This window comes from Streptomyces sp. S465 (assembly GCF_026898115.1).
In the GTDB taxonomy this organism is placed as follows: Bacteria; Actinomycetota; Actinomycetes; order Streptomycetales; family Streptomycetaceae; genus Streptomyces; species Streptomyces luomodiensis.
In genome coordinates, this window is the sequence record NZ_CP114036.1 from 3,263,890 (window position 1) to 3,281,883 (window position 17,994).

The 17,994-nt window shown below is 72.1% G+C and carries 12 protein-coding genes; 4 read left to right on the forward strand and 8 right to left on the reverse strand.

Features of this window, described 5'->3' with window-relative positions; translation table 11 throughout:
- The first annotated feature begins 102 nt into the window (after nt 1–102).
- The gene (locus N6H00_RS14235) at nt 103–1,125 is read left to right on the forward strand and encodes a hypothetical protein (protein WP_268972037.1); all 1,023 of its coding nucleotides are present in this window, start codon (nt 103–105) and stop codon (nt 1,123–1,125) included.
- A 34-nt stretch (nt 1,126–1,159) separates the two neighbouring features.
- On the opposite strand, the gene N6H00_RS14240 is transcribed toward N6H00_RS14235, so the two are convergent.
- Nucleotides 1,160–2,902, reverse strand: a complete 1,743-nt coding sequence (locus N6H00_RS14240) for a TIGR03767 family metallophosphoesterase (RefSeq protein WP_268972039.1) — start codon at nt 2,900–2,902, stop codon at nt 1,160–1,162.
- A gap of 317 nt (nt 2,903–3,219) precedes the next feature.
- Between N6H00_RS14240 and N6H00_RS14245 the strand changes: the two genes are divergently transcribed.
- Together N6H00_RS14245 and pepN are read left to right on the forward strand one after the other, a co-directional pair.
- The gene (locus tag N6H00_RS14245) at nt 3,220–4,245 is read left to right on the forward strand and encodes an aspartate-semialdehyde dehydrogenase (protein WP_268972041.1); all 1,026 of its coding nucleotides are present in this window, start codon (nt 3,220–3,222) and stop codon (nt 4,243–4,245) included.
- Nucleotides 4,246–4,422: 177 nt separating this feature from the next.
- Nucleotides 4,423–6,993, forward strand: a complete 2,571-nt coding sequence (gene pepN / locus N6H00_RS14250; RefSeq protein WP_268972042.1) for an aminopeptidase N — start codon at nt 4,423–4,425, stop codon at nt 6,991–6,993.
- A 105-nt stretch (nt 6,994–7,098) separates the two neighbouring features.
- Here the strand turns inward: pepN and N6H00_RS14255 are convergent, their stop codons facing one another.
- The 6 genes from N6H00_RS14255 to N6H00_RS14280 all read right to left on the reverse strand — a co-directional run bounded on the left by N6H00_RS14255 (nt 7,099) and on the right by N6H00_RS14280 (nt 14,194).
- Nucleotides 7,099–8,934: a tetratricopeptide repeat protein gene (locus N6H00_RS14255; RefSeq protein ID WP_268972043.1), complete on the reverse strand. Its 1,836-nt coding sequence runs from the start codon at nt 8,932–8,934 to the stop codon at nt 7,099–7,101.
- 21 nt (nt 8,935–8,955) lie between these two features.
- On the reverse strand, nt 8,956–9,930 hold the full coding sequence (locus tag N6H00_RS14260) for an acyl-ACP desaturase (protein WP_268972044.1): 975 nt from the start codon (nt 9,928–9,930) through the stop codon (nt 8,956–8,958).
- Between the two features lie 246 nt (nt 9,931–10,176).
- Nucleotides 10,177–10,419 (reverse strand): hypothetical protein, encoded by a 243-nt coding sequence (locus N6H00_RS14265; protein ID WP_014060726.1) that lies wholly within the window; start codon nt 10,417–10,419, stop codon nt 10,177–10,179.
- 214 nt (nt 10,420–10,633) lie between these two features.
- Nucleotides 10,634–12,961 carry a 4-alpha-glucanotransferase gene (gene malQ, locus N6H00_RS14270; RefSeq protein ID WP_268972045.1) on the reverse strand — a complete coding sequence of 776 codons (2,328 nt, stop codon included), beginning with the start codon at nt 12,959–12,961 and terminating at the stop codon, nt 10,634–10,636.
- The gene (locus N6H00_RS14275; protein ID WP_268972047.1) at nt 12,961–13,251 is read right to left on the reverse strand and encodes a hypothetical protein; all 291 of its coding nucleotides are present in this window, start codon (nt 13,249–13,251) and stop codon (nt 12,961–12,963) included. The genes malQ and N6H00_RS14275 overlap by 1 nt, the downstream gene beginning before the upstream one ends.
- Nucleotides 13,252–13,657: 406 nt before the next feature.
- Nucleotides 13,658–14,194, reverse strand: coding sequence for an HNH endonuclease (locus N6H00_RS14280; RefSeq protein ID WP_268972048.1), 537 nt, complete (start codon nt 14,192–14,194; stop codon nt 13,658–13,660).
- Nucleotides 14,195–14,627: 433 nt separating this feature from the next.
- Between N6H00_RS14280 and N6H00_RS14285 the strand changes: the two genes are divergently transcribed.
- A complete protein-coding gene (locus N6H00_RS14285; RefSeq protein ID WP_268972049.1) occupies nt 14,628–15,740 on the forward strand; it encodes a mechanosensitive ion channel family protein in 1,113 nt (370 codons plus the stop codon).
- Between the two features lie 77 nt (nt 15,741–15,817).
- Here the strand turns inward: N6H00_RS14285 and N6H00_RS14290 are convergent, their stop codons facing one another.
- Entirely contained in the window at nt 15,818–17,743 is a 1,926-nt protein-coding gene (locus N6H00_RS14290; RefSeq protein ID WP_268976962.1) for a S53 family peptidase, read from the reverse strand.
- Between the last annotated feature and the right edge of the window lie 251 nt (nt 17,744–17,994).

The window sequence follows — 17,994 nt, forward strand, 5'->3', positions numbered from 1 at the left end:
TCGGCATTCGAACTGCCGTCCTTTAGTGCGGTGTTGTCCGCTTTTGTCGACGACTGTGTAACAGCGGTTAGCCGGTGGAGCGGGCACGGGAATGGCGGTGGCATGAGTCACAACACGCCGCTGTCCCCCCGCCCTCTCCACCACCTCTCGGACGTCCAGCGCCGCGTCCTGACCACGCGTCAGCTGCGCGAACACGGTGTGTCCGGGTCCGTCGCCGCGGAGCGCTGCCGGCCCGGCGGGCCCTGGCAGCAGATCCTGCCGGGCGTCCATCTGCTCCACCCCGGCCCGCCGACCAGCGAGGAGCGGCTGCTGGCCGCGCTGCTGTACACCGCGAGCCGTGGCCAGGGGGCCGACGGCGGGGCGCCCGGCGGCGGCCCCTCCGGCGAGGCGATGATCACCGGGCTGGCCGCGCTCGCCCTGCACCACTTCTCCTCCGTTCCCCCGCTGGCCTCCCTGGACCAGGTCGACGTCCTGGTGCCGCGCACCCGGCGGCTGCGCGCCACCGGTTTCGTCCGCTTCGTCCGGGCCGGCACCCTGCCCGGCCCCCAGTACCTCGCGGGGGTGCCCACCGCCCCGGTGGCCCGCGCCCTCGCCGACGCGGTGGCCCGGCTCACCGATCCCACCCTGGTCCGCGGACTGCTCACCGAGTCCGTGCGCCACGGCCACTGCGAGGCCGCGGCCGTCGTCGCGGAGCTGAGCGCGGCCCGGCTGCTGTCCCGGCCGCATGTCGTGGACGCCGTGGACGCGCTGCTCGCCGAGGGCCGGGCGATCGCCGAGGGACGGCTGTACGACATGGTGCGCGGCCACCATCTGCCCGAACCGTTGTGGAACGTGGAGCTGCGGCTGCCCGGCGGGCCCTCCCTCGGCGGGGTGGACGCCTACTGGCAGGAGCAGGCGGTGGCGGTGGAGATCGACGCACGGTCGCCGCGCCAGGACGAGCACGCCTGGCGCGGCGACCGCGGCCGCACGCGCGACCATCTGGAGAGGCTCGGCATCACGGTGGTGCGGGTCACCCCGAAGAGGCTGCGGGAGTCCCTGGCCGAGCAGGCCGCGGTGGTCCGTACCGCCCTGATCGCGGCGGCCGACCGCGACCCGGCCTCCTATGTGGTGGTGATGCCCCGCTGACGTGGCCGGCGCCCCGAGCCCCGGCGCGGGCGGATCAGGGCTTGCGCAGCAGCAGCTCGGTGTTGCGGTCCGTCGGGTCACCGGCGAGCTTCTGGCTGGCACCGGGCGCGTTGAAGGACAGCTCGCGGTAGAGGGCCGCGAGGCCGGTCTGGGACAGGTCCGTGAAGTCCGTACGGTGCGGTGCGGCCGACTCGATGAGCGTGGTGAACAGCGAGAGCGTGCCGTCGTGGTTGTCCACCACCTCGATCACCCGGGCCAGCTGGGGGAAGTCCACGTGCGAGGCGGTGGTGATCTCCCAGAAGGTGCCGTGCGGGGTGATCTCGTTCTGGTGGCTGTGGCCGTTGATCCAGGCGAGCACCTGGGGGTTGCGCTGGAAGAGGGCGACGACCTCGTCCCCGCCGTGGCGGGCCTCGCCCGGCCGGTCCGGGTCGTGGTTCATGTTGTCCAGGCTGCGGCTGTAGTGGTGGCTGAAGACGATCACGTAGTCGTCCTCGTGGGCCTTCAGGGTCCGCTCCAGCCAGCGCAGCTGGGCGGTGCCGAGCGACCCGGTGTAGTGGCCGCCCGGGTCGGTGGTGTCCAGGCTGATGCCGACCACGCCGTCGGAGATGCGGAATGTGTAGTAGAGGGTGCCCTGGTCGAGGTTGTCCTTGGTGTAGCCGTGGCCGACCGGGCCGGGGCCGGCGGCGGCCGGGTCGAGGTGCGCGGCCAGGTACTCGGCCTGGGTGAAGGGGGCGCGGCGCTCATCGGGGGTGACCGTGCGCATGTCCTTGGCGTGCGCCTCCAGCAGCGCCTTCATCTCCGTGCCCGTGGGGTCGGCCCCCTTGCGCGTCCCCTTGTAGAGCTGCTCGGCCGCCGCCGCCGAGATGATCTCCAGCTTGCGCTTCCCGGTGGCGAAGTCCGCGTAGTAGTCGTGGCCGAAGGAGTAGACACCGCCGGCCAGGTCGTCGTGGTTGCCGATGGTGGAGTACCACGGCAGCCGCAGACCGGGGCTGTGGACGGTGCGCAGCGCGGCCTCCAGGAAGCCGTCGACGCGCGGGAAGCCGAGCTTCTTGTCGGCGTCGCGCAGGGCCTGTTCGGGGTGCCAGAACTCCTTGTGCCCGCTGTTCTGGACGCCCTCGTAGTGACGCGGATCGCCGGTGTTGGGGGTGATCCGGCCGCCGTTCATCGCGGTCAGGAACCACTCCAGCTCGATCTTGGCGTTGTTGTCGGTGTTGTCGCCGGTGGTCATGACGAACGACAGCGGCGCCCCGGTGGCGGGCCCGCCGCGCAGTCCGTTGATCCGCTCGATGAGCGAGGCGACCCCGGCGATGGTCAGCGCCTCGTGCGGCCGCCACGCCCCGGCGCGCCCGGCGCGCAGGAACTCGTAGCGCATCGGGTGCTGGACATCGGTCAGGTGCAGATCCGTGAGCTGGACGAACGAGGCGAGCGCGGTACGCCGGTCCGCGCGGCCGCCCTGTGCGCCGGTGATCTCGGTGCGGATCTCCCGACCCCAGGCGGGGCCCGCGGCGAGCCGCCGGTAGCCGGTGGTGCCGTGTGCGGCGGAGAACGCTTCCAGCGTGGTACCGGCCGTCGAGGGCGCCGCGGGGGCCTGCACCACCCGGCGGGCCGCGGCGCGCGCGGTGGCGGGCTGCGAGGCGCCGGCCGAACCGCTGCCGGGCCCGAAGGCGAGCCCCAGACCCGCCGTGGCACCGGCGGCGGCGGTGGCGGCGAGGAACGTGCGCCGGTCGACGGCGGCGACGGCAGCTGCGGCGGACCGTACGGACCGTATGCGGGACATGCGCGATCTCCCCGAGTGGACACGCGGTGACGGACAGGCGGACAGCGGGGCCGTCCTCACCTCGGATCGTTGGCATCGGGGGTGGCCTGGGAGTGAACGAGACGGCAACGCCGGCCGCCGATCTCCACACGTGGATCTTGGCGATAGCAAACGGTCATCGCGCCCTGGTGAACCGGAACGCTGCCGCTCACCCGGTGTTCACCCGCGCTGGGAACCGCCCCGCCGTGGGATAAATCACGGGACGGTAACGGGCCGGCCTGAGACACTTGCCGGGGGGTAGGCGCCTCGAACACGCACAACCAAGGAAAAGGGCTGATATGAGGATCGGAATCGTCGGAGCGACCGGGCAGGTCGGCGGAGTGATGCGCAAGGTGCTCGCCGAGCGCGACTTCCCGGCCGAGCAGCTGCGGCTGTTCGCCTCCGCCCGCTCGGCCGGCCGTACGCTCCCGTGGCGCGGCACCGAGATCGCCGTCGAGGACGCGGCCACGGCCGACTACTCCGGTCTGGACATCGTGCTCTTCTCCGCGGGCGGCGCCACCTCCAAGGCGCTGGCCGAGAAGGTCGCCGCACAGGGCCCGGTCGTGATCGACAATTCCTCGGCCTGGCGGATGGACCCCCAGGTGCCGCTGGTGGTCGCCGAGGTCAACCCGCACGCCGCGGTGGACCGCCCCAAGGGCATCATCGCCAACCCGAACTGCACCACCATGGCCGCCATGCCGGTGCTGCGCCCGCTGCACGCCGAGGCCGGGCTCACCGCCCTGGTGGCCACCACCTACCAGGCCGTCTCCGGTTCGGGGCTGGCCGGTGTGGCCGAGCTCGACGGCCAGATCCGCAAGACCGCCGACCGCGCGGCCGAGCTCACCCACGACGGCGCGGCCGTGGAGTTCCCCGAGCCCGGGGTGTACGCCCGCCCGATCGCGTTCAACGTGCTCCCGATGGCCGGCAAGATCGTCGACGACGGCCGGTTCGAGACCGACGAGGAGCAGAAGCTCCGCAACGAGAGCCGCAAGATCCTGGAGATCCCGGAGCTGAAGGTGTCCGGCACCTGTGTCCGGGTCCCGGTCTTCAGCGGCCACTCGCTCCAGGTGAACGCCCGCTTCGAGCGTCCGATCAGCGTGCAGCGCGCCTATGAGCTGCTGGCCGCGGCCCCGGGCGTGGCACTCTCGGAGATCCCCACCCCGCTCCAGGCCGCGGGCCAGGACCCCAGCTATGTGGGCCGGATCCGGGTGGACGAGACGGTCGAGCACGGTCTCGCGCTGTTCCTCTCCAACGACAATCTACGCAAGGGCGCGGCGCTGAACGCCGTGCAGCTCGCCGAGCTGGTGGCGGCCGACCTGAGCTGACGCCGGTGCGCGACACGAGCGTGGGAGCGGCCCGTGCGGGTCGCTCCCACGTCCGCGTCCGGGCGGGCTCGGTCGTCCACTGGCCGCCGGTGCCCTGGGACCGACCGTCCGACATGCGAGGATGGCCATCCGCCTGACGCATGGCGTACCGCACCTGACGAACGGGAGTAATCCGACGTGCCTGGCACCAACCTCACAAGGGAGGAAGCCCAGCAGCGGGCGCGCCTCCTCACGGTGGACGCGTACGAGATCGAACTGGACCTGAGCGGCGCTCAGGAGGGCGGTACCTACCGTTCCGTGACCACGGTCCGGTTCGACGCCGACGAGTCGGGCGCGGAGTCGTTCATCGACCTGGTCGCGCCCACGGTGCACGAGGTGGTGCTCAACGGCGACGCGCTGGACCCCGCCGAGGTCTTCAAGGACTCGCGGATCGCCCTGCCGGGGCTGCTGGCCGGGCGCAACGAGCTGCGGGTGGTGGCGGACTGCGCGTACACCAACACCGGTGAGGGGCTGCACCGCTTCGTCGACCCGGTCGACCAGCAGGCGTACCTCTACACCCAGTTCGAGGTGCCCGACGCCCGCCGGGTGTTCGCCAGCTTCGAGCAGCCCGACCTGAAGGCCACGTTCCAGTTCACCGTGACGGCGCCGGAGGGCTGGACGGTGATCTCCAACTCGCCGACGCCGGAGCCGAAGGACAACGTCTGGCGGTTCGAGCCGACCCCGCGCATCTCCACGTACATCACCGCGCTGATCGTCGGCCCCTACCACAGCGTGCACAGTTCCTACGAGAAGGACGGCCGCTCGGTCCCGCTGGGCATCTACTGCCGTCCCTCGCTCGCGGAGTACCTCGACTCGGACGCGATCTTCGAGGTGACGCGGCAGGGCTTCGAGTGGTTCGAGGAGAAGTTCGACTACGCGTACCCGTTCGCCAAGTACGACCAGCTCTTCGTGCCGGAGTTCAACGCGGGCGCGATGGAGAACGCGGGCGCGGTGACCATCCGCGACCAGTACGTCTTCCGCTCCAAGGTCACGGACGCGGCCTACGAGACACGTGCCGAGACCATCCTCCACGAGCTGGCCCACATGTGGTTCGGCGACCTCGTCACCATGGAGTGGTGGAACGACCTGTGGCTGAACGAGTCGTTCGCCACCTACACCTCGATCGCCTGCCAGGCCCACGCGCCGGGCAGCAAGTGGCCGCACTCGTGGACCACGTTCGCCAACTCCATGAAGACGTGGGCCTACCGGCAGGACCAGCTGCCCTCCACCCACCCGATCATGGCCGAGATCAACGACCTGGACGACGTCCTGGTCAACTTCGACGGGATCACCTACGCCAAGGGCGCCTCGGTGCTCAAGCAGCTGGTCGCGTACGTCGGGATGGACGAGTTCTTCCGCGGCGTCCAGACGTACTTCAAGCGCCACGCGTACGGCAACACCCGGCTGTCGGACCTGCTCGGCGCGCTGGAGGAGACCAGCGGCCGCGATCTGAAGACCTGGTCGAAGAAGTGGCTGGAAACAGCGGGCATCAATGTCCTGCGGCCCCAGATCGAGACGGACGCGAGCGGCGCGGTGACCTCCTTCGCGGTGCGGCAGGAGGCCCCGGCGCTCCCCGCGGGCGCGAAGGGCGAGCCTACGCTGCGGCCGCACCGCATCGCCATCGGCCTGTACGACCTGGACGCGACCGGCAAGCTGGTCCGCTCCGAGCGGATCGAGCTGGACGTGGACGGTGAGCTGACCGAGGTACCGCAGCTGACCGGCAGGAAGCGCTCCGCCGTGATCCTGCTCAACGACGACGACCTCACCTACGCGAAGGTGCGGCTGGACCCGGAGTCGCTGGCCGTCGTCACCGAGCACCTGGGCGACTTCGCGGAGTCGCTGCCGCGCGCGCTGAGCTGGGCCTCGGCCTGGGACATGGTCCGCGACGGCGAGCTGGCCACCCGCGACTACCTGGCGCTGGTGCTCTCGGGCATCGCCAAGGAGTCCGACATCGGCGTCGTCCAGTCGCTGCACCGCCAGGTGAAGCTGGCCCTGGACCTGTACGCCGCGCCGGCCTGGCGCGAGACGGGCCTGGCCAGGTGGACCGAGGCCACGCTCGACCACCTGCGGGCGGCGGCGCCGGGCAGCGACCACCAGCTGGCGTGGGCGCGTGCCTTCGCCGCGACCGCCCGTACCGACGCCCAGCTGGACCTGGTCTCCGGGCTGCTGGCGGGCACCGAGTCGATCGAGGGCCTGGCCGTCGACACCGAGCTGCGCTGGGCGCTGCTCCAGCGGCTCGCCGCCACGGGGCGGGCGGACGAGGCGGCCATCGCGGCGGAGCTGGAGCGCGACAAGACCTCGGCGGGCGAGCGCCACGCCGCGACGGCGCGGGCCGCGCGGCCGACGGCCCAGGCCAAGGCGGAGGCATGGGCGTCGGTCGTGGAGAGCGACAAGCTGCCCAACGCGGTGCAGGAGGCGGTGATCGGCGGCTTCGTCCAGACCGATCAGCGGGAGCTGCTGGCGCCGTACACGGAGAAGTACTTCGCGGTGGTGCAGGACATCTGGAACGGCCGCAGCCATGAGATGGCGCAGCAGATCGCGGTGGGGCTCTACCCGGGGCTCCAGGTCTCGCAGGACACGCTGGACGCCACGGACGCGTGGCTCGCGGCCGCCGAGCCCTCGCCGGCGCTCCGGCGCCTGGTGACGGAGTCCCGCGCCGGGATCGAACGCGCGCTCAAGGCCCAGGCGGCGGACGCGAACGCGGGCTGACCGGGGCGTGGCGCCGTGCGGGGCCCCGCGCCCCGCACGGCGCCGCGGCCGCGGGTGGCCGGGGCCGTCTGACGGGTTCGTTGCCGGGCGCGGCCCGGTCAGCGATCAGCGAGGATCGGGGATGGCCAGGCGGGACATGTCGCCGTACTGCCGCAGCGTCTCGGGGTACGCCGCGGCGGCGACCCGCAGCCAGCGCTCCGCCTCCTCCGTCCGCCCGAGCCCCCGCAGTGCCTGCGCGAGCCAGTACGGCGCCTCCTGGTGGTCCCCCTCACACGCGGCCCGCAGCAGCGGTTCCGCCTCGGCGCAGGCGCCGCGCCGGACCATGCTGCGCCCGGCGAGGAAGGCGGGCGGGACCAGGCCGCTGCGCGCGGCGCGGACGTACCAGCGCTCGGCGTGCTGGGGGTCGCCGCCGCGCTCCTCCGACGTCCGGCCGAGCCACCACGCGGCGCGGCCGTGCCCGAGGTCGGCCGCCCGGCGGAACCAGATCTGGGCGGTGCGCCGGTCCCCGGCCTCGTCATGGACGCGGCCGATGTCGTACGCGGCCCCGGCGTCGCCCTCGGCGGCCGCGGGCTCGTAGTACGGCACCATCCGCAGCCCCTTGGCACCGCCCCGTTCGTGCAGCATCCGGCCGAGGCCGAGCAGGGCGCGCGGGGTGCCCGCCTTGCGGTACCACTCGGCGGCCTCCGGGAGCCGGTACAGCCGCATCAGCGCGTCGGCGTAGGCGCACCAGGCGTCCGGGCCGCCCTCCTCGGCGCGGGTCCGCAGCTCGGGCAGGCGCTCCGCCCACTCGGCGGGCGGCATCCGCTCGGGGTCGGCGCGGATCGCGGCGATGTCCTCCAGCGCCTTGACGATCCGTCCCTCGCTCTCGTCGAACGGGTCCCCGTTCTCCTCGTCGACGCCGGTGGCCCGCAGCCATCGCTCGGCCTCGTCCAGCCGCCGCTGCCGTAGGCACAGCACGCCGAGGTTGAAGCAGGCCCATAGGTGGCCGCCGTCCGCCTCGTCGGCCTTGCGGTACCACTCCTCGGCGGTGTGCAGCTCGCCGTTCTCCTCCGCCCAGACGCCGAGCACGTACGCCGCGCCGTCGTAGCCCAGCTCATGGGCGCGTACGACGAGGGCGCGGGCCTCGTCCCAGCGGCTGTCGTCGCGGGCGATGAAGAGGGCCTGGTCCACCAGCGCCTTGGCGCTGCCGACCGCGGCCGCCCCGGCGTACAGCGCCTCGGCCTCCGCGACCATCCGGGGGTAGCGCTCGAACATCGCCTTGCGGTCCGGGTCGAGCAGATCGCGCAGCGCCTCGTACGCCTCCTCGGGATCGCCCTCGGCCTGCGCGCGGGCGAGGGCCTCGCGCCAGCCCGCCAGGTCCCGGAGCATGTCCTGGATGGCCCGGCGGGTGCGGGTGGCCACCTCGTCGCCCTCGGCGGACGCCTCGGCCAGCCGCTCCAGGGCGGTGTCCCATTCGCCGCGGGCGGCCAGCAGCACGGCGCCGTTGGTCTTGCACTCGACGCTGCCGAGCGCGGCCCCGTGCGCGTACCACGTCTCGGCGCCGGCCGTGTCGCCCGCCTCCTGTAGCAGCCGGGCCAGACCGAACGCACAGCCGCCGTCGCGATCGGCGGCCGTGCGGTACCACCGCTCGGCCTCGGCGAACTCGCCGCGGTCCTTGTGACAGATCGCCAGCGTGCGGGAGGCGTCCGCGTCCCCGGCGTCGGCGGCCCTGGCCCACCACGGCAGGGCCTCGTCCAAGCGGTCCCGGTCGGTGAGGAGTTCGGCGTAGGCCCGGTACGCGCCCGGCTTCCCGGCCTGCGCCGCGGCCCTGAGCCGGTCCGCCTCGGCCCGCTGGTCGGCGTCCTGATCCGCCGACAGCTGGTCCGCCGTCATGTGGTCCGCCGTGGCGGGCGTTTCACCGGGAGCCGCGCCGGGCCCCTCTTGCGATGAATGTTCGACCATCACCCGATGGTGCCAGAGTGATCACGCTCGTTCGGCACGGGCCCTGCGACGGGCCAGCAGCGCCTCACGCCGCTCGTCGAACTTGGTGGCCTGATCGTCCAATCCGCCCATGTAGAGCCCCAGTTCCTCCTGGGCCTTGAGCCCCTCCGGGCCGAGCCCGCCGATCTGGAGGACCTTCAGGAAGCGCAGCACTGGCTGGAGGACGTCGTCGTGGTGGATGCGCAGGTTGTAAATGCCGCCGATGGCGATCTGGGCGGCGGCGCGCTCGAAGCCGGGCATCCCATGACCCGGCATGCGGAAGTTGACCACCACATCGCGGACGGCGCACATGGTCTGGTCCGGGGCCAGCTCGAACGCCTTCGCGAGCAGGTTCCGGTAGAAGATCATGTGCAGGTTCTCATCGGTGGCGATGCGCGCCAGCATGCGGTCGCAGACCGGGTCGCCGGAGTGATGGCCGGTGTTGCGGTGCGAGATGCGGGTGGCCAGCTCCTGGAAGGCCACATAGGCCACGGTGTGCAGCATGCTGTGCTGGTTGTCCGACTCGAAGCCCTCGGACATGTGATCCATGCGGAACCGCTCCAGCTGCACCGGATCGACGGCCCGGCTGGTCAGCAGGTAGTCGCGCATCACGATGCCGTGACGCCCCTCCTCGGCCGTCCAGCGGTGCACCCAGGTGCCCCAGGCTCCGTCGCGGCCGAAGAGGGTCGCTATCTCGTGGTGGTAGCTGGGGAGGTTGTCCTCGGTGAGGAGGTTGACCACGAGCGCGATCCGGCCCACCTCGCTGACCTTGGACTGGTCGGGGGCCCATGCCTCACCGCCCATGACGCCGTCGAAGTTCCGGCCGTCGCTCCAGGGGACGTACTCATGCGGCATCCACTCCTTGGCGACCTTCAGATGCCGGTTGAGCTCGGTCTCGACGACCTCTTCGAGTGCGTACAGGAGCTGGGTGTCGCTCCATACGGCCTGACCGTGGAGATGGGCGGGGGCAAGGGTCACGGCGGGGCTCCAGGGGGACGGGGGCGACGGGCTTTACCTACGGCCCCGTAGGTTACGACACCGTAGGTTAAAGCGAAAATAAACGGCCCGGGACCTGTGGATGGCGCCCGGTGAACCCGCCGTGACCCGAGCGGACTTGGCGACCCGGAGCGGAAGAGAAGGTGGTCCGGGCAACGACAAGGGCGCCCCGGCCGAATGGCCGGGGCGCCCTGGCAGCGGCGTACGCGCGCTTCGTCGATCGATCGCTCAGTCGGTCTGCTTGCGGGACTTCCTGTCTCCCGCCATCACCAGACCCGCGATCACCAGGAAGAGGATGATCGGAGCGGCGACGTAGAGGCCCAGCGTCTCGGCGACGCTCAGGCCCGGACCCGGGTCGTCACCGTCGTCGCGGGTGAGCGCGAACGCGGGAGACGACATCAGCAGCATCGCCGTCGTCGCGGCGATGACTGCACCGGCGCGCACGGCGTTCTTTTTGACCTTGTTGCTCACGGACTCAAGTTATCCGACGCCCCTCGGCGCCGCGTGCCCGGGGTGGTCTTTACCATGCCGTTGAGGTGGCCATGACCGGGCTTGGAGATCACCTCGGTTACGGTCCGCCTCGCTGCGGTGGACGGTGGGTGACAGCAGCCGTGGCGCCGCGCGGGAGGCGGACACGGCAGGCCCACCTGTGACCCACCTATGGAGGCGGTTCCTGGGAGGGCGTTCACGGGGCCGGGGCACGCGGGGTGAGCCGGGACACCTCGGCCATCAGGGCCCGCAGCCGGGGCGAGGCGATGAGTTCCTCGAGTGACATCGGGCGCCCCTCGGCGTCGGCGATGGGCAGCCGCCAGTTCGGGTACTGGTCCCAGGTGCCCGGCAGATTCTGGGGTCTGCGGTCCCCCACCGCGTCCGGCAGCCAGACGCCCACCATCTTCGCCGGGGTGCGCAGCAGAAAGCGGTGGACTGCCTTGACCGCCGCCTCCTCGTCGCCCGGCCCCTCCGGCAGCAGCCCGAGCCGTCCCAGCAGCGTCAGCCACTCGGCGACCTCGGCCGCGTCCGCCGCCCGCTCCTCGGCGAGCGGCCGGGTCAACAGGCCCAGCCGGTGGCGGAGCTCCACATGGTCGCCGGTGAGCCGGGCGGCCGTACTCGGCAGATCGTGGGTCGTCACGGTGGCCAGGCAGTCCGCGCGCCACTCCTCCGGCGACAGCGGCCGGGCCGCGCCGGTGGTGGCGCCCGGGTCGCCGTCGGGGGCGGCAGCGGCCTCGGCTTGGGCTTCGGTTTCGGTTTCTGCTTCGGCTTCGGCTTCGGCTTCGGCTTCGGCTTCGGCGTAGTGGCGCTCGAACCACATCACCGATGTGCCCAGCACTCCCCGCCGCCCCAGCTCCTCCCGCACGCCGGGCTCGACCGTCCCCAGGTCCTCCCCTATGACGACGGCCCCGGCCCGGTGCGCCTCCAGGGCGAGCACGCCGAGCATCGCCTCCGCGTCGTAGCGGACGTAACAGCCCTCGGTCGGCTCGCGCCCCTCCGGGACCCACCACAGCCGGAAGAGCCCCATCACATGGTCGATGCGCAGCGCGCCCGCGTGCCGTAAGAGGCCACGCAGCAGATCGCGGTAGGGGGCGTAGCCGGTGGCCGCGAGGGCGTCCGGGCGCCATGGCGGCAGGCCCCAGTCCTGGCCCCGGGCGTTGAAGGCGTCCGGCGGCGCGCCGATCGACATCCCGGAGGCGAAGACGTCCTGGAGCGCCCAGGCGTCGGCGCCCGAGGGATGGACCCCCACCGCCAGGTCGTGCACGAGGCCGATGCCCATGCCCGCGTCGCGCGCGGCGCGCTGGGCCGCCGCCAGCTGGGTGTCGGTGAGCCAGGCGAGCCAGCAGTGGAAGTCGGTGCGGTCCAGATGCTCGGCGCGCGCCCGCGCGGTGCGCGCGGAGCGCGGATCGGCCAGCCCGTCGGGCCAGGTGCGCCATGCGGGGCCGTGGGTCTCGGCGAGCGCGCACCACAGGGCGTGGTCCTCCAGGGCCTGACCGCGCTCGGCGAGGAAGTCGCAGTAGGCGGCGCGGCGGCCGGGGCTGAGCGGGACCGTCCGCACCAGTTCCAGGGCCTCGCTCTTGAGGGCCCATACGGCGTCGCGGTCGATGAGGGCGCCCTCGCGCAGGACGGACACACGGAGGGCGGCGGCGGCCTCCAGCAGCCGATCGGCCCGCTCGCGGGCGCGGCCGCGCAGATGGGCGTATTCGGGTACGTCCTCGATCCGCAGATGGACCGGGTCGGGGAAGCGCCGAGAGGAGGGGCGGTAGGGCGAGGGGTCGGTGGGCGCGGCCGGGGTGCCGGGGACGGCGGCATGCAGCGGGTTGATCTGGACGAAGCCGGCGCCGAGCGTCCGCCCCGACCAAGCGGCGAGGTCGGCCAGGTCACCGAGGTCGCCCATGCCCCACGAGCGGGCGGACAGCAGCGAGTAGAGCTGCACCAGAAAGCCGTGGCTGCGGGCCGGGGATAACGGCATCCGGTCGGGGGCCACGATGAGGGGGGCGGTGGCGCGGCGGCCGTCGGGGGCCTCGGCGAGCAGGGTGTGGGCGCCGGGCGGCAGCGCGGCGAGCCCGGCCAGGAGGCCGACGGCGCCGGTGCCCTCGGTAAGAGGGCCATCCACACGAAGGCCCTCCGTAAGAGGGCCGTCCGTGCGAGGGCCATCCGTAAGAGGGCCGTCGGCACGCGTGCCATCCGTAAGGGGGCCATCAGCGCCGCGGGCCCGCACGGCCGCCCACCCCCGCACGTGCGTGCCGTCCTCGGCACGCACCCGCAGTGCCGTGCCCTCGGGCAGACTGAGGCGTGGCGTCTTGCCGGGGCGCACCACCACGCAGGGGGGCAGCAGCCGGTCGCGCCGCCGGCTGTCATGCCGGTCCAGCGCTTCGCGTACGGATCGGGGGGTCGAGGCGTCCACGCCGAGCGCGGCGAGTACGGCGACGACCGTGTCCTCGGGCACCTGGACGGTGCGGCCCGGGGCGGGCTCGTAAGAGGTGGCGACACCGTGCAGCTCGGCGAGCCGCGCTCTGCCCATCAGTACTCCATCGGCTCGCAGCCCGTGTCCGCGCCGGAGAGGGCGGCGGTCGGCTCACTCGTCAGAGGACGTTCGGCGGCCAGCGGGGGCTCGCTGGTCAGGGGGATGTTGTCGGCGAGCGGGGGCTCGCTGGTGAGGGGCGCCTCCGCGGCGCTTCCGGACCCGAAGCCGTCCAGGCCGCACAGCCCGCAGTCGGGGTCGGAGACCCCGTCGAAGGGATCCGGTTCGCTGGACACCTCGGGGCCGGGTTTGGACAGGGCGGAGAGCAGAAGCTGAGCTGACGCGGCCACACGGACCTCCGTGGGGTTGTCGGCAGTGGGTCATGTCGAGCCCTACCCACTCCCTGCGGACGCAGACGTAAACGCTACCCGGACGTGCTGTAGCTCACATTCCCTCTGGGCGGCGATTTAACGGCGACAGGGGATTGAGGGCACAGAGTTTACGAACAGGACCGCCCTTCGTCCGTCAGACTTGCGCCGGACGCGCCGCACCCCGTCCCGGTCCACCCGATGGGTGAGGCACGCACCATGCCGACATTCCGGTCGTTCGCGGTGCCACCCACGGGAAGGGCGCCCGGGTCGACGATCGGCATGGACGCCCCGGACACACGATGCATCCGCGTCCGGGACGTCGAGCGCCACCGCCGCAAGGACCAGGGCCAGGGCACCTGCGGGCAGACACAGTAATGGCCCGGCCTCAGGCAGATCTGCCGTCGATCCGGGCCATGGCGTCCTCCGCGCCGTATGCCTGCAGGTATGGCAGCCAGCGCGGGTCCCTATGCCCCGTGCCGATGATCCGCCACGCGAGCCCCGAAGGCGGTGCGGGTTGATGGCGCAGCCGCCAGCCGATCTCGGCGACATGACGGTCGGCCTTGACGTGATTGCAGCGACGGCACGCGGCGACCACGTTCTCCCATGTGTGCTGCCCGCCACGGCTGCGCGGGATGACGTGATCGACGCTGGTTGCGACGCCACCGCAGTACGCGCATCTGCCGCCGTCGCGGGCGAACAGCGCGCGGCGGGTGAGCGGGACGGGGCCGCGAAAGGGCACCCTCACGAAGCGCTTCAGCCGGACGACGCTGGGGGCGGGTATCACACGGGTTGCGCTGTGCATCAGGGCGCCTGAGTCCTCGAGGCTGACGGCCTTGTCGTTGAGGACGAGTACGAGCGCGCGGCGGAGCGGTACGACGCCGAGGGGCTCGTACGACGCGTTGAGGACCAGGACATGCGGCACGGGGGCCTCCTTGTACGCCGGCGGCGCGTGGCTCGCGCCGGGACGATCTCCCCCAGTTTCCCCTGAACCCTGGGCGGAACGCCACTATCACCGGGTTAACGGTTGAGAGGCATTTCCGCGTACCGCGCGTATACCGCCCGCACACCCTCTGTTCGCCGACCGCTTGACCACCGCCCCGATGGCCTGCCGACGCGCTCGCGCAATGGGTGCGCGGGCGGTGGCCGCGACCTTCGAAGTGGCAAGAATCACGGCCCGCCCCGCCCGCGGCCGGACAGCGGGTGGAACTGCGGCCTCCGGGCCCGCTCATACGCGCCCCCTGGGCGCGCTCGCGCGCTCTCGAACACAGGAACGGCGCCTCCCGGGCCCGGCTAGTGTGTGAGAGGTTTCGCGCGGGTGATCCGTGCGGGCATGTCGCATACGAAGGGTTTCTGCTGTGTTCTGGTCCGCTGCTCTGGCCGCTGACTCGACGCCTCGTCCCACGACTCTCGACGATGCGCAGAAGAGCGCCACGAACGCCGCGGGCTGGGTGGAGGAGAACTGGTCCACCTGGCTCGGCATCGGGCTCCGCATAGCCCTGATCCTGATCATCGCGTTCGTGCTGCGGTCCGTCGTCCGGCGGGCGATCACCAAGCTGATAGAGCGCATGAACCGCACGGCCCAGGCCGTCGACGGCACCGCACTCGGCGGGCTGCTGGTCAACGTGGAGCGGCGGCGACAGCGTTCCGCGGCGATCGGCTCGGTGCTGCGCTCCGTCGCCTCGTTCCTGATCATGGGCACCGCGGCGCTGATGATCCTCTCCGCGCTGGAGATCAATCTGGCACCGCTGCTGGCCAGCGCCGGGGTCGCGGGGGTGGCGATCGGTTTCGGCGCCCGCAACCTGGTCACCGACTTCCTCTCCGGTGTCTTCATGATCCTCGAGGACCAGTACGGGGTCGGCGACACGATCGACGCCGGGGTGGCCTCCGGTGAGGTGATCGAGGTCGGTCTGCGGGTCACCAAGCTGCGCGGGGACAACGGCGAGATCTGGTACGTGCGCAACGGCGAGGTCAAGCGGATCGGCAACCTCAGCCAGGGCTGGGCGACGGCCGGGGTCGACGTCCAGGTCGGGGCCGAGGAGGATCTGGACCAGGTCCGCTCCGTGATCACGCAGGTCGGTGTGGACATGGCCAAGGAAGAGCCGTGGAACGAGCGGCTGTGGGAGCCGATCGAGGTCCTGGGGCTCGACGCGGTCTATCTGGACTCGATGATCGTCCGGGTGTCGGCACGGACCATGCCCGGCAAGTCGGTCGGCGTCGAGCGTGAGCTGCGCTGGCGGATCAAGAAGGCGTTGGACGAGGCGGGCATCCAGCTCATCGGCCGGCCCGTGGAGCCGGATCTGCAGACCGACGCCCCCGCCGATCCGGCGGCCACCGCGGCGGCGCCGTCGGCGCTGTCCAACCCGGACTCACCGCAGTCCGCGGCCGCCAGCCCGATCACTCCCTCCGCCGGTTCGTCCGCCGCTCCCTCCACTCCCTCCGCGACCGTGCCGCCGCCCACGTCGAAGTGACGACGCGGACGCGGTAAGGCTCCCGCCCCGGCACGGAACGGGAGCCTTACCGGCATCGCCTTGACGGCAGCGTCGGCTCAACGGCGGTGGTGTCCGCCGAACGAGGCGAGGTAGCCGGCCGCGGGGGTGCCCACACCGGTCACGTCGTCGTAGCCCACGACCGCGTGCAGCGAGCTGTCCCGGCCGAGGCTGCGCAGCGAGGTCACCAGCCCCTCGGAGTCGTCCTGGCCGTTGACGTAGTCGACCCGGACCACGCCCAGCGCGACACCGGCGCCCAGCGGGTGGTCGGTCACATCGTGGTACGAGGCGGTGCCGTACCGGTCGTACAGCGCCGGGTTGGCGAAGCCGATCGGCTGTCCGCCGCGCGCCTGCTGGGCGAGCGCCTGGACACCGGCGATCACGGGCGCGGCCAGCGAGGTGCCGCCGATGCGGTACTCGCCGTACTGGAGCGATCCGTCCGGGAAGGTCTGCGTCTGCCCCACCAGGAAGCCGGTGTTGGGGTCGGCCACGGCCGCGATGTCCGGGGTCACCCGCTGCTTGGTGGAGCCGCCGCCCGCGAGGGCGAGCGAGTCCGGCACCACACCGCGCTGGTAGAAGGGCTGGGCGACGGTCTTGCTGGTGCCGCCGCCGGCGCCCGAGGTGTAGGCGCCGGGCAGTGCGTCCCAGCTGGTGCCGTCGGCCGTGAGGGTGGCCTTGGTGGTGCCCCAGCCGGTCTCCCACTGGTACGTGTCGCCCTTGCCGACCGCCAGGGAGGTGCCGCCGACCGCCGTCACCCACGCCGAGTTGGCCGGGGTGTCGACCTGCTTGACACCGGTGGCGGCCACGTTGTCGCCGTTGTCACCGGAGGAGAAGTAGAAGCCGATGCCCTCGACCGCGCCCTGCTGGAAGATCTGGTCGAAGGCGGCGGCCACGTCCGGTGTCTCATTGGCCTCCACGTCGCCCCAGGAGTTGGAGACGATGTCGGCCAGCCGGTTGTCGACGACCTTGGCGAGCGCGTCGATCAGGTCGTTGTCGGTGCAGGACGCCCCGCCGACGTAGACGATGTCCGCCGCGGGCGCGACCGCGTGCACGGCCTCGACGTCGAGGGTCTCCTCGCCGTACCAGCCGCCCGCGTCGCACTCCTCGGTGTACCGGTAGTCGGCGGGCAGCACCTGCGTCAACTGGCCCTTGGCGTAGGCCGGGTCGCCGTTGCGGCGAGCGTATCGCGCGGCGTCGGCGGCTATCGTCGGCGAGGCGAAGGCGTCGGTGATGGCGACGGTGACGCCCTTACCGGTGTCACCGCGCTTGGCGCCGTAGGCGGCGCGCAGCTGCTTGCCGGTGTACCCCTTGACCGCGTACGGCTGCTTGGCGCCGTAGGCCGAGGGCAGGCTCCGGTCGGTCCGGGAGCCGTAGTAGCTCGAGAACGGTCCGGCGTTCTCGAAGACCGGCCCGGGTGGCGGGAGGGTCTCGTCGTGCTTGGCCTTCTTGGGCGCGTTGTCCAGACCGACGACGGTCAGCACGGCGCCGTCGAGCGAGGCGGGCACGGTGGCCGCCTTCGACGGCGCCCGGTAGACCTTGCCGCCCTTGGTGTAGTTGTGCAGCTGGGTGCCGAACGCCTGCTCGGCGGCCGCGACGTCACCGGTGACGGACAGATAGTGCTCATTGCCGCCGGTGACATCGAGCCCGGAGTCCTCCAACCAAGCGGTCACGGCGTCCTTCTGTTGCCGTGTCGGCCCGAAACGTGCCTGTGTCTGCCGGGCCGACAGGTACCTGCCGTAGTCCGGCGAGGAGGGGTCGGACACCGCCTTCGCGTACTCGGCCAGCCCCTTGGCGTCCCGTCCGGCGAGATAGACGCGCGCGGTGACCTTATGGTCGTCGTCGGTCGCGCCGCGGTCCGAACCCGCCGTCGCCCAGGCGGGCTTGGTGCCGCTCAGGGTGTCACGGCCGTGCGGTGCGGAGTCGGCCTGCGCCGCGGGTACGCCCAGTGCCAGCGCACCGGCCGCCAACGGCAGCACCGCCGCCAGCCCCAGGGCCGTGCGCTGTCTGGAACGGGCCGTGCGCTGTCTGGAAGCGAAAGATCTCACCAAACCCCCTGCGATACGAGTGGTCGCATTCCGGCGGGCGCCGGCAGCCACCGCCACGGACGATCACGGCCACTGACGATCACAGCCACCCCACCGGAGGCCACTCTTGCGGTGACTTGTCCATGTCAGTTCCATGCGAGACCCATCTCTTCGCCAAGAACCCGCCAAGGAAAGCCCACCCGAGGCCCACC

Coding starts and splice junctions, on each gene's coding strand:
- N6H00_RS14235 (WP_268972037.1), top strand. CDS start 103: ATGAGTCACAACACGCCGCTGTCCCCCCGCCCTCTCCACCACCTCTCG.
- N6H00_RS14240 (WP_268972039.1), bottom strand. CDS start 2,902: ATGTCCCGCATACGGTCCGTACGGTCCGCCGCAGCTGCCGTCGCCGCC.
- N6H00_RS14245 (WP_268972041.1), top strand. CDS start 3,220: ATGAGGATCGGAATCGTCGGAGCGACCGGGCAGGTCGGCGGAGTGATG.
- N6H00_RS14255 (WP_268972043.1), bottom strand. CDS start 8,934: ATGGTCGAACATTCATCGCAAGAGGGGCCCGGCGCGGCTCCCGGTGAA.
- malQ (WP_268972045.1), bottom strand. CDS start 12,961: ATGGGCAGAGCGCGGCTCGCCGAGCTGCACGGTGTCGCCACCTCTTAC.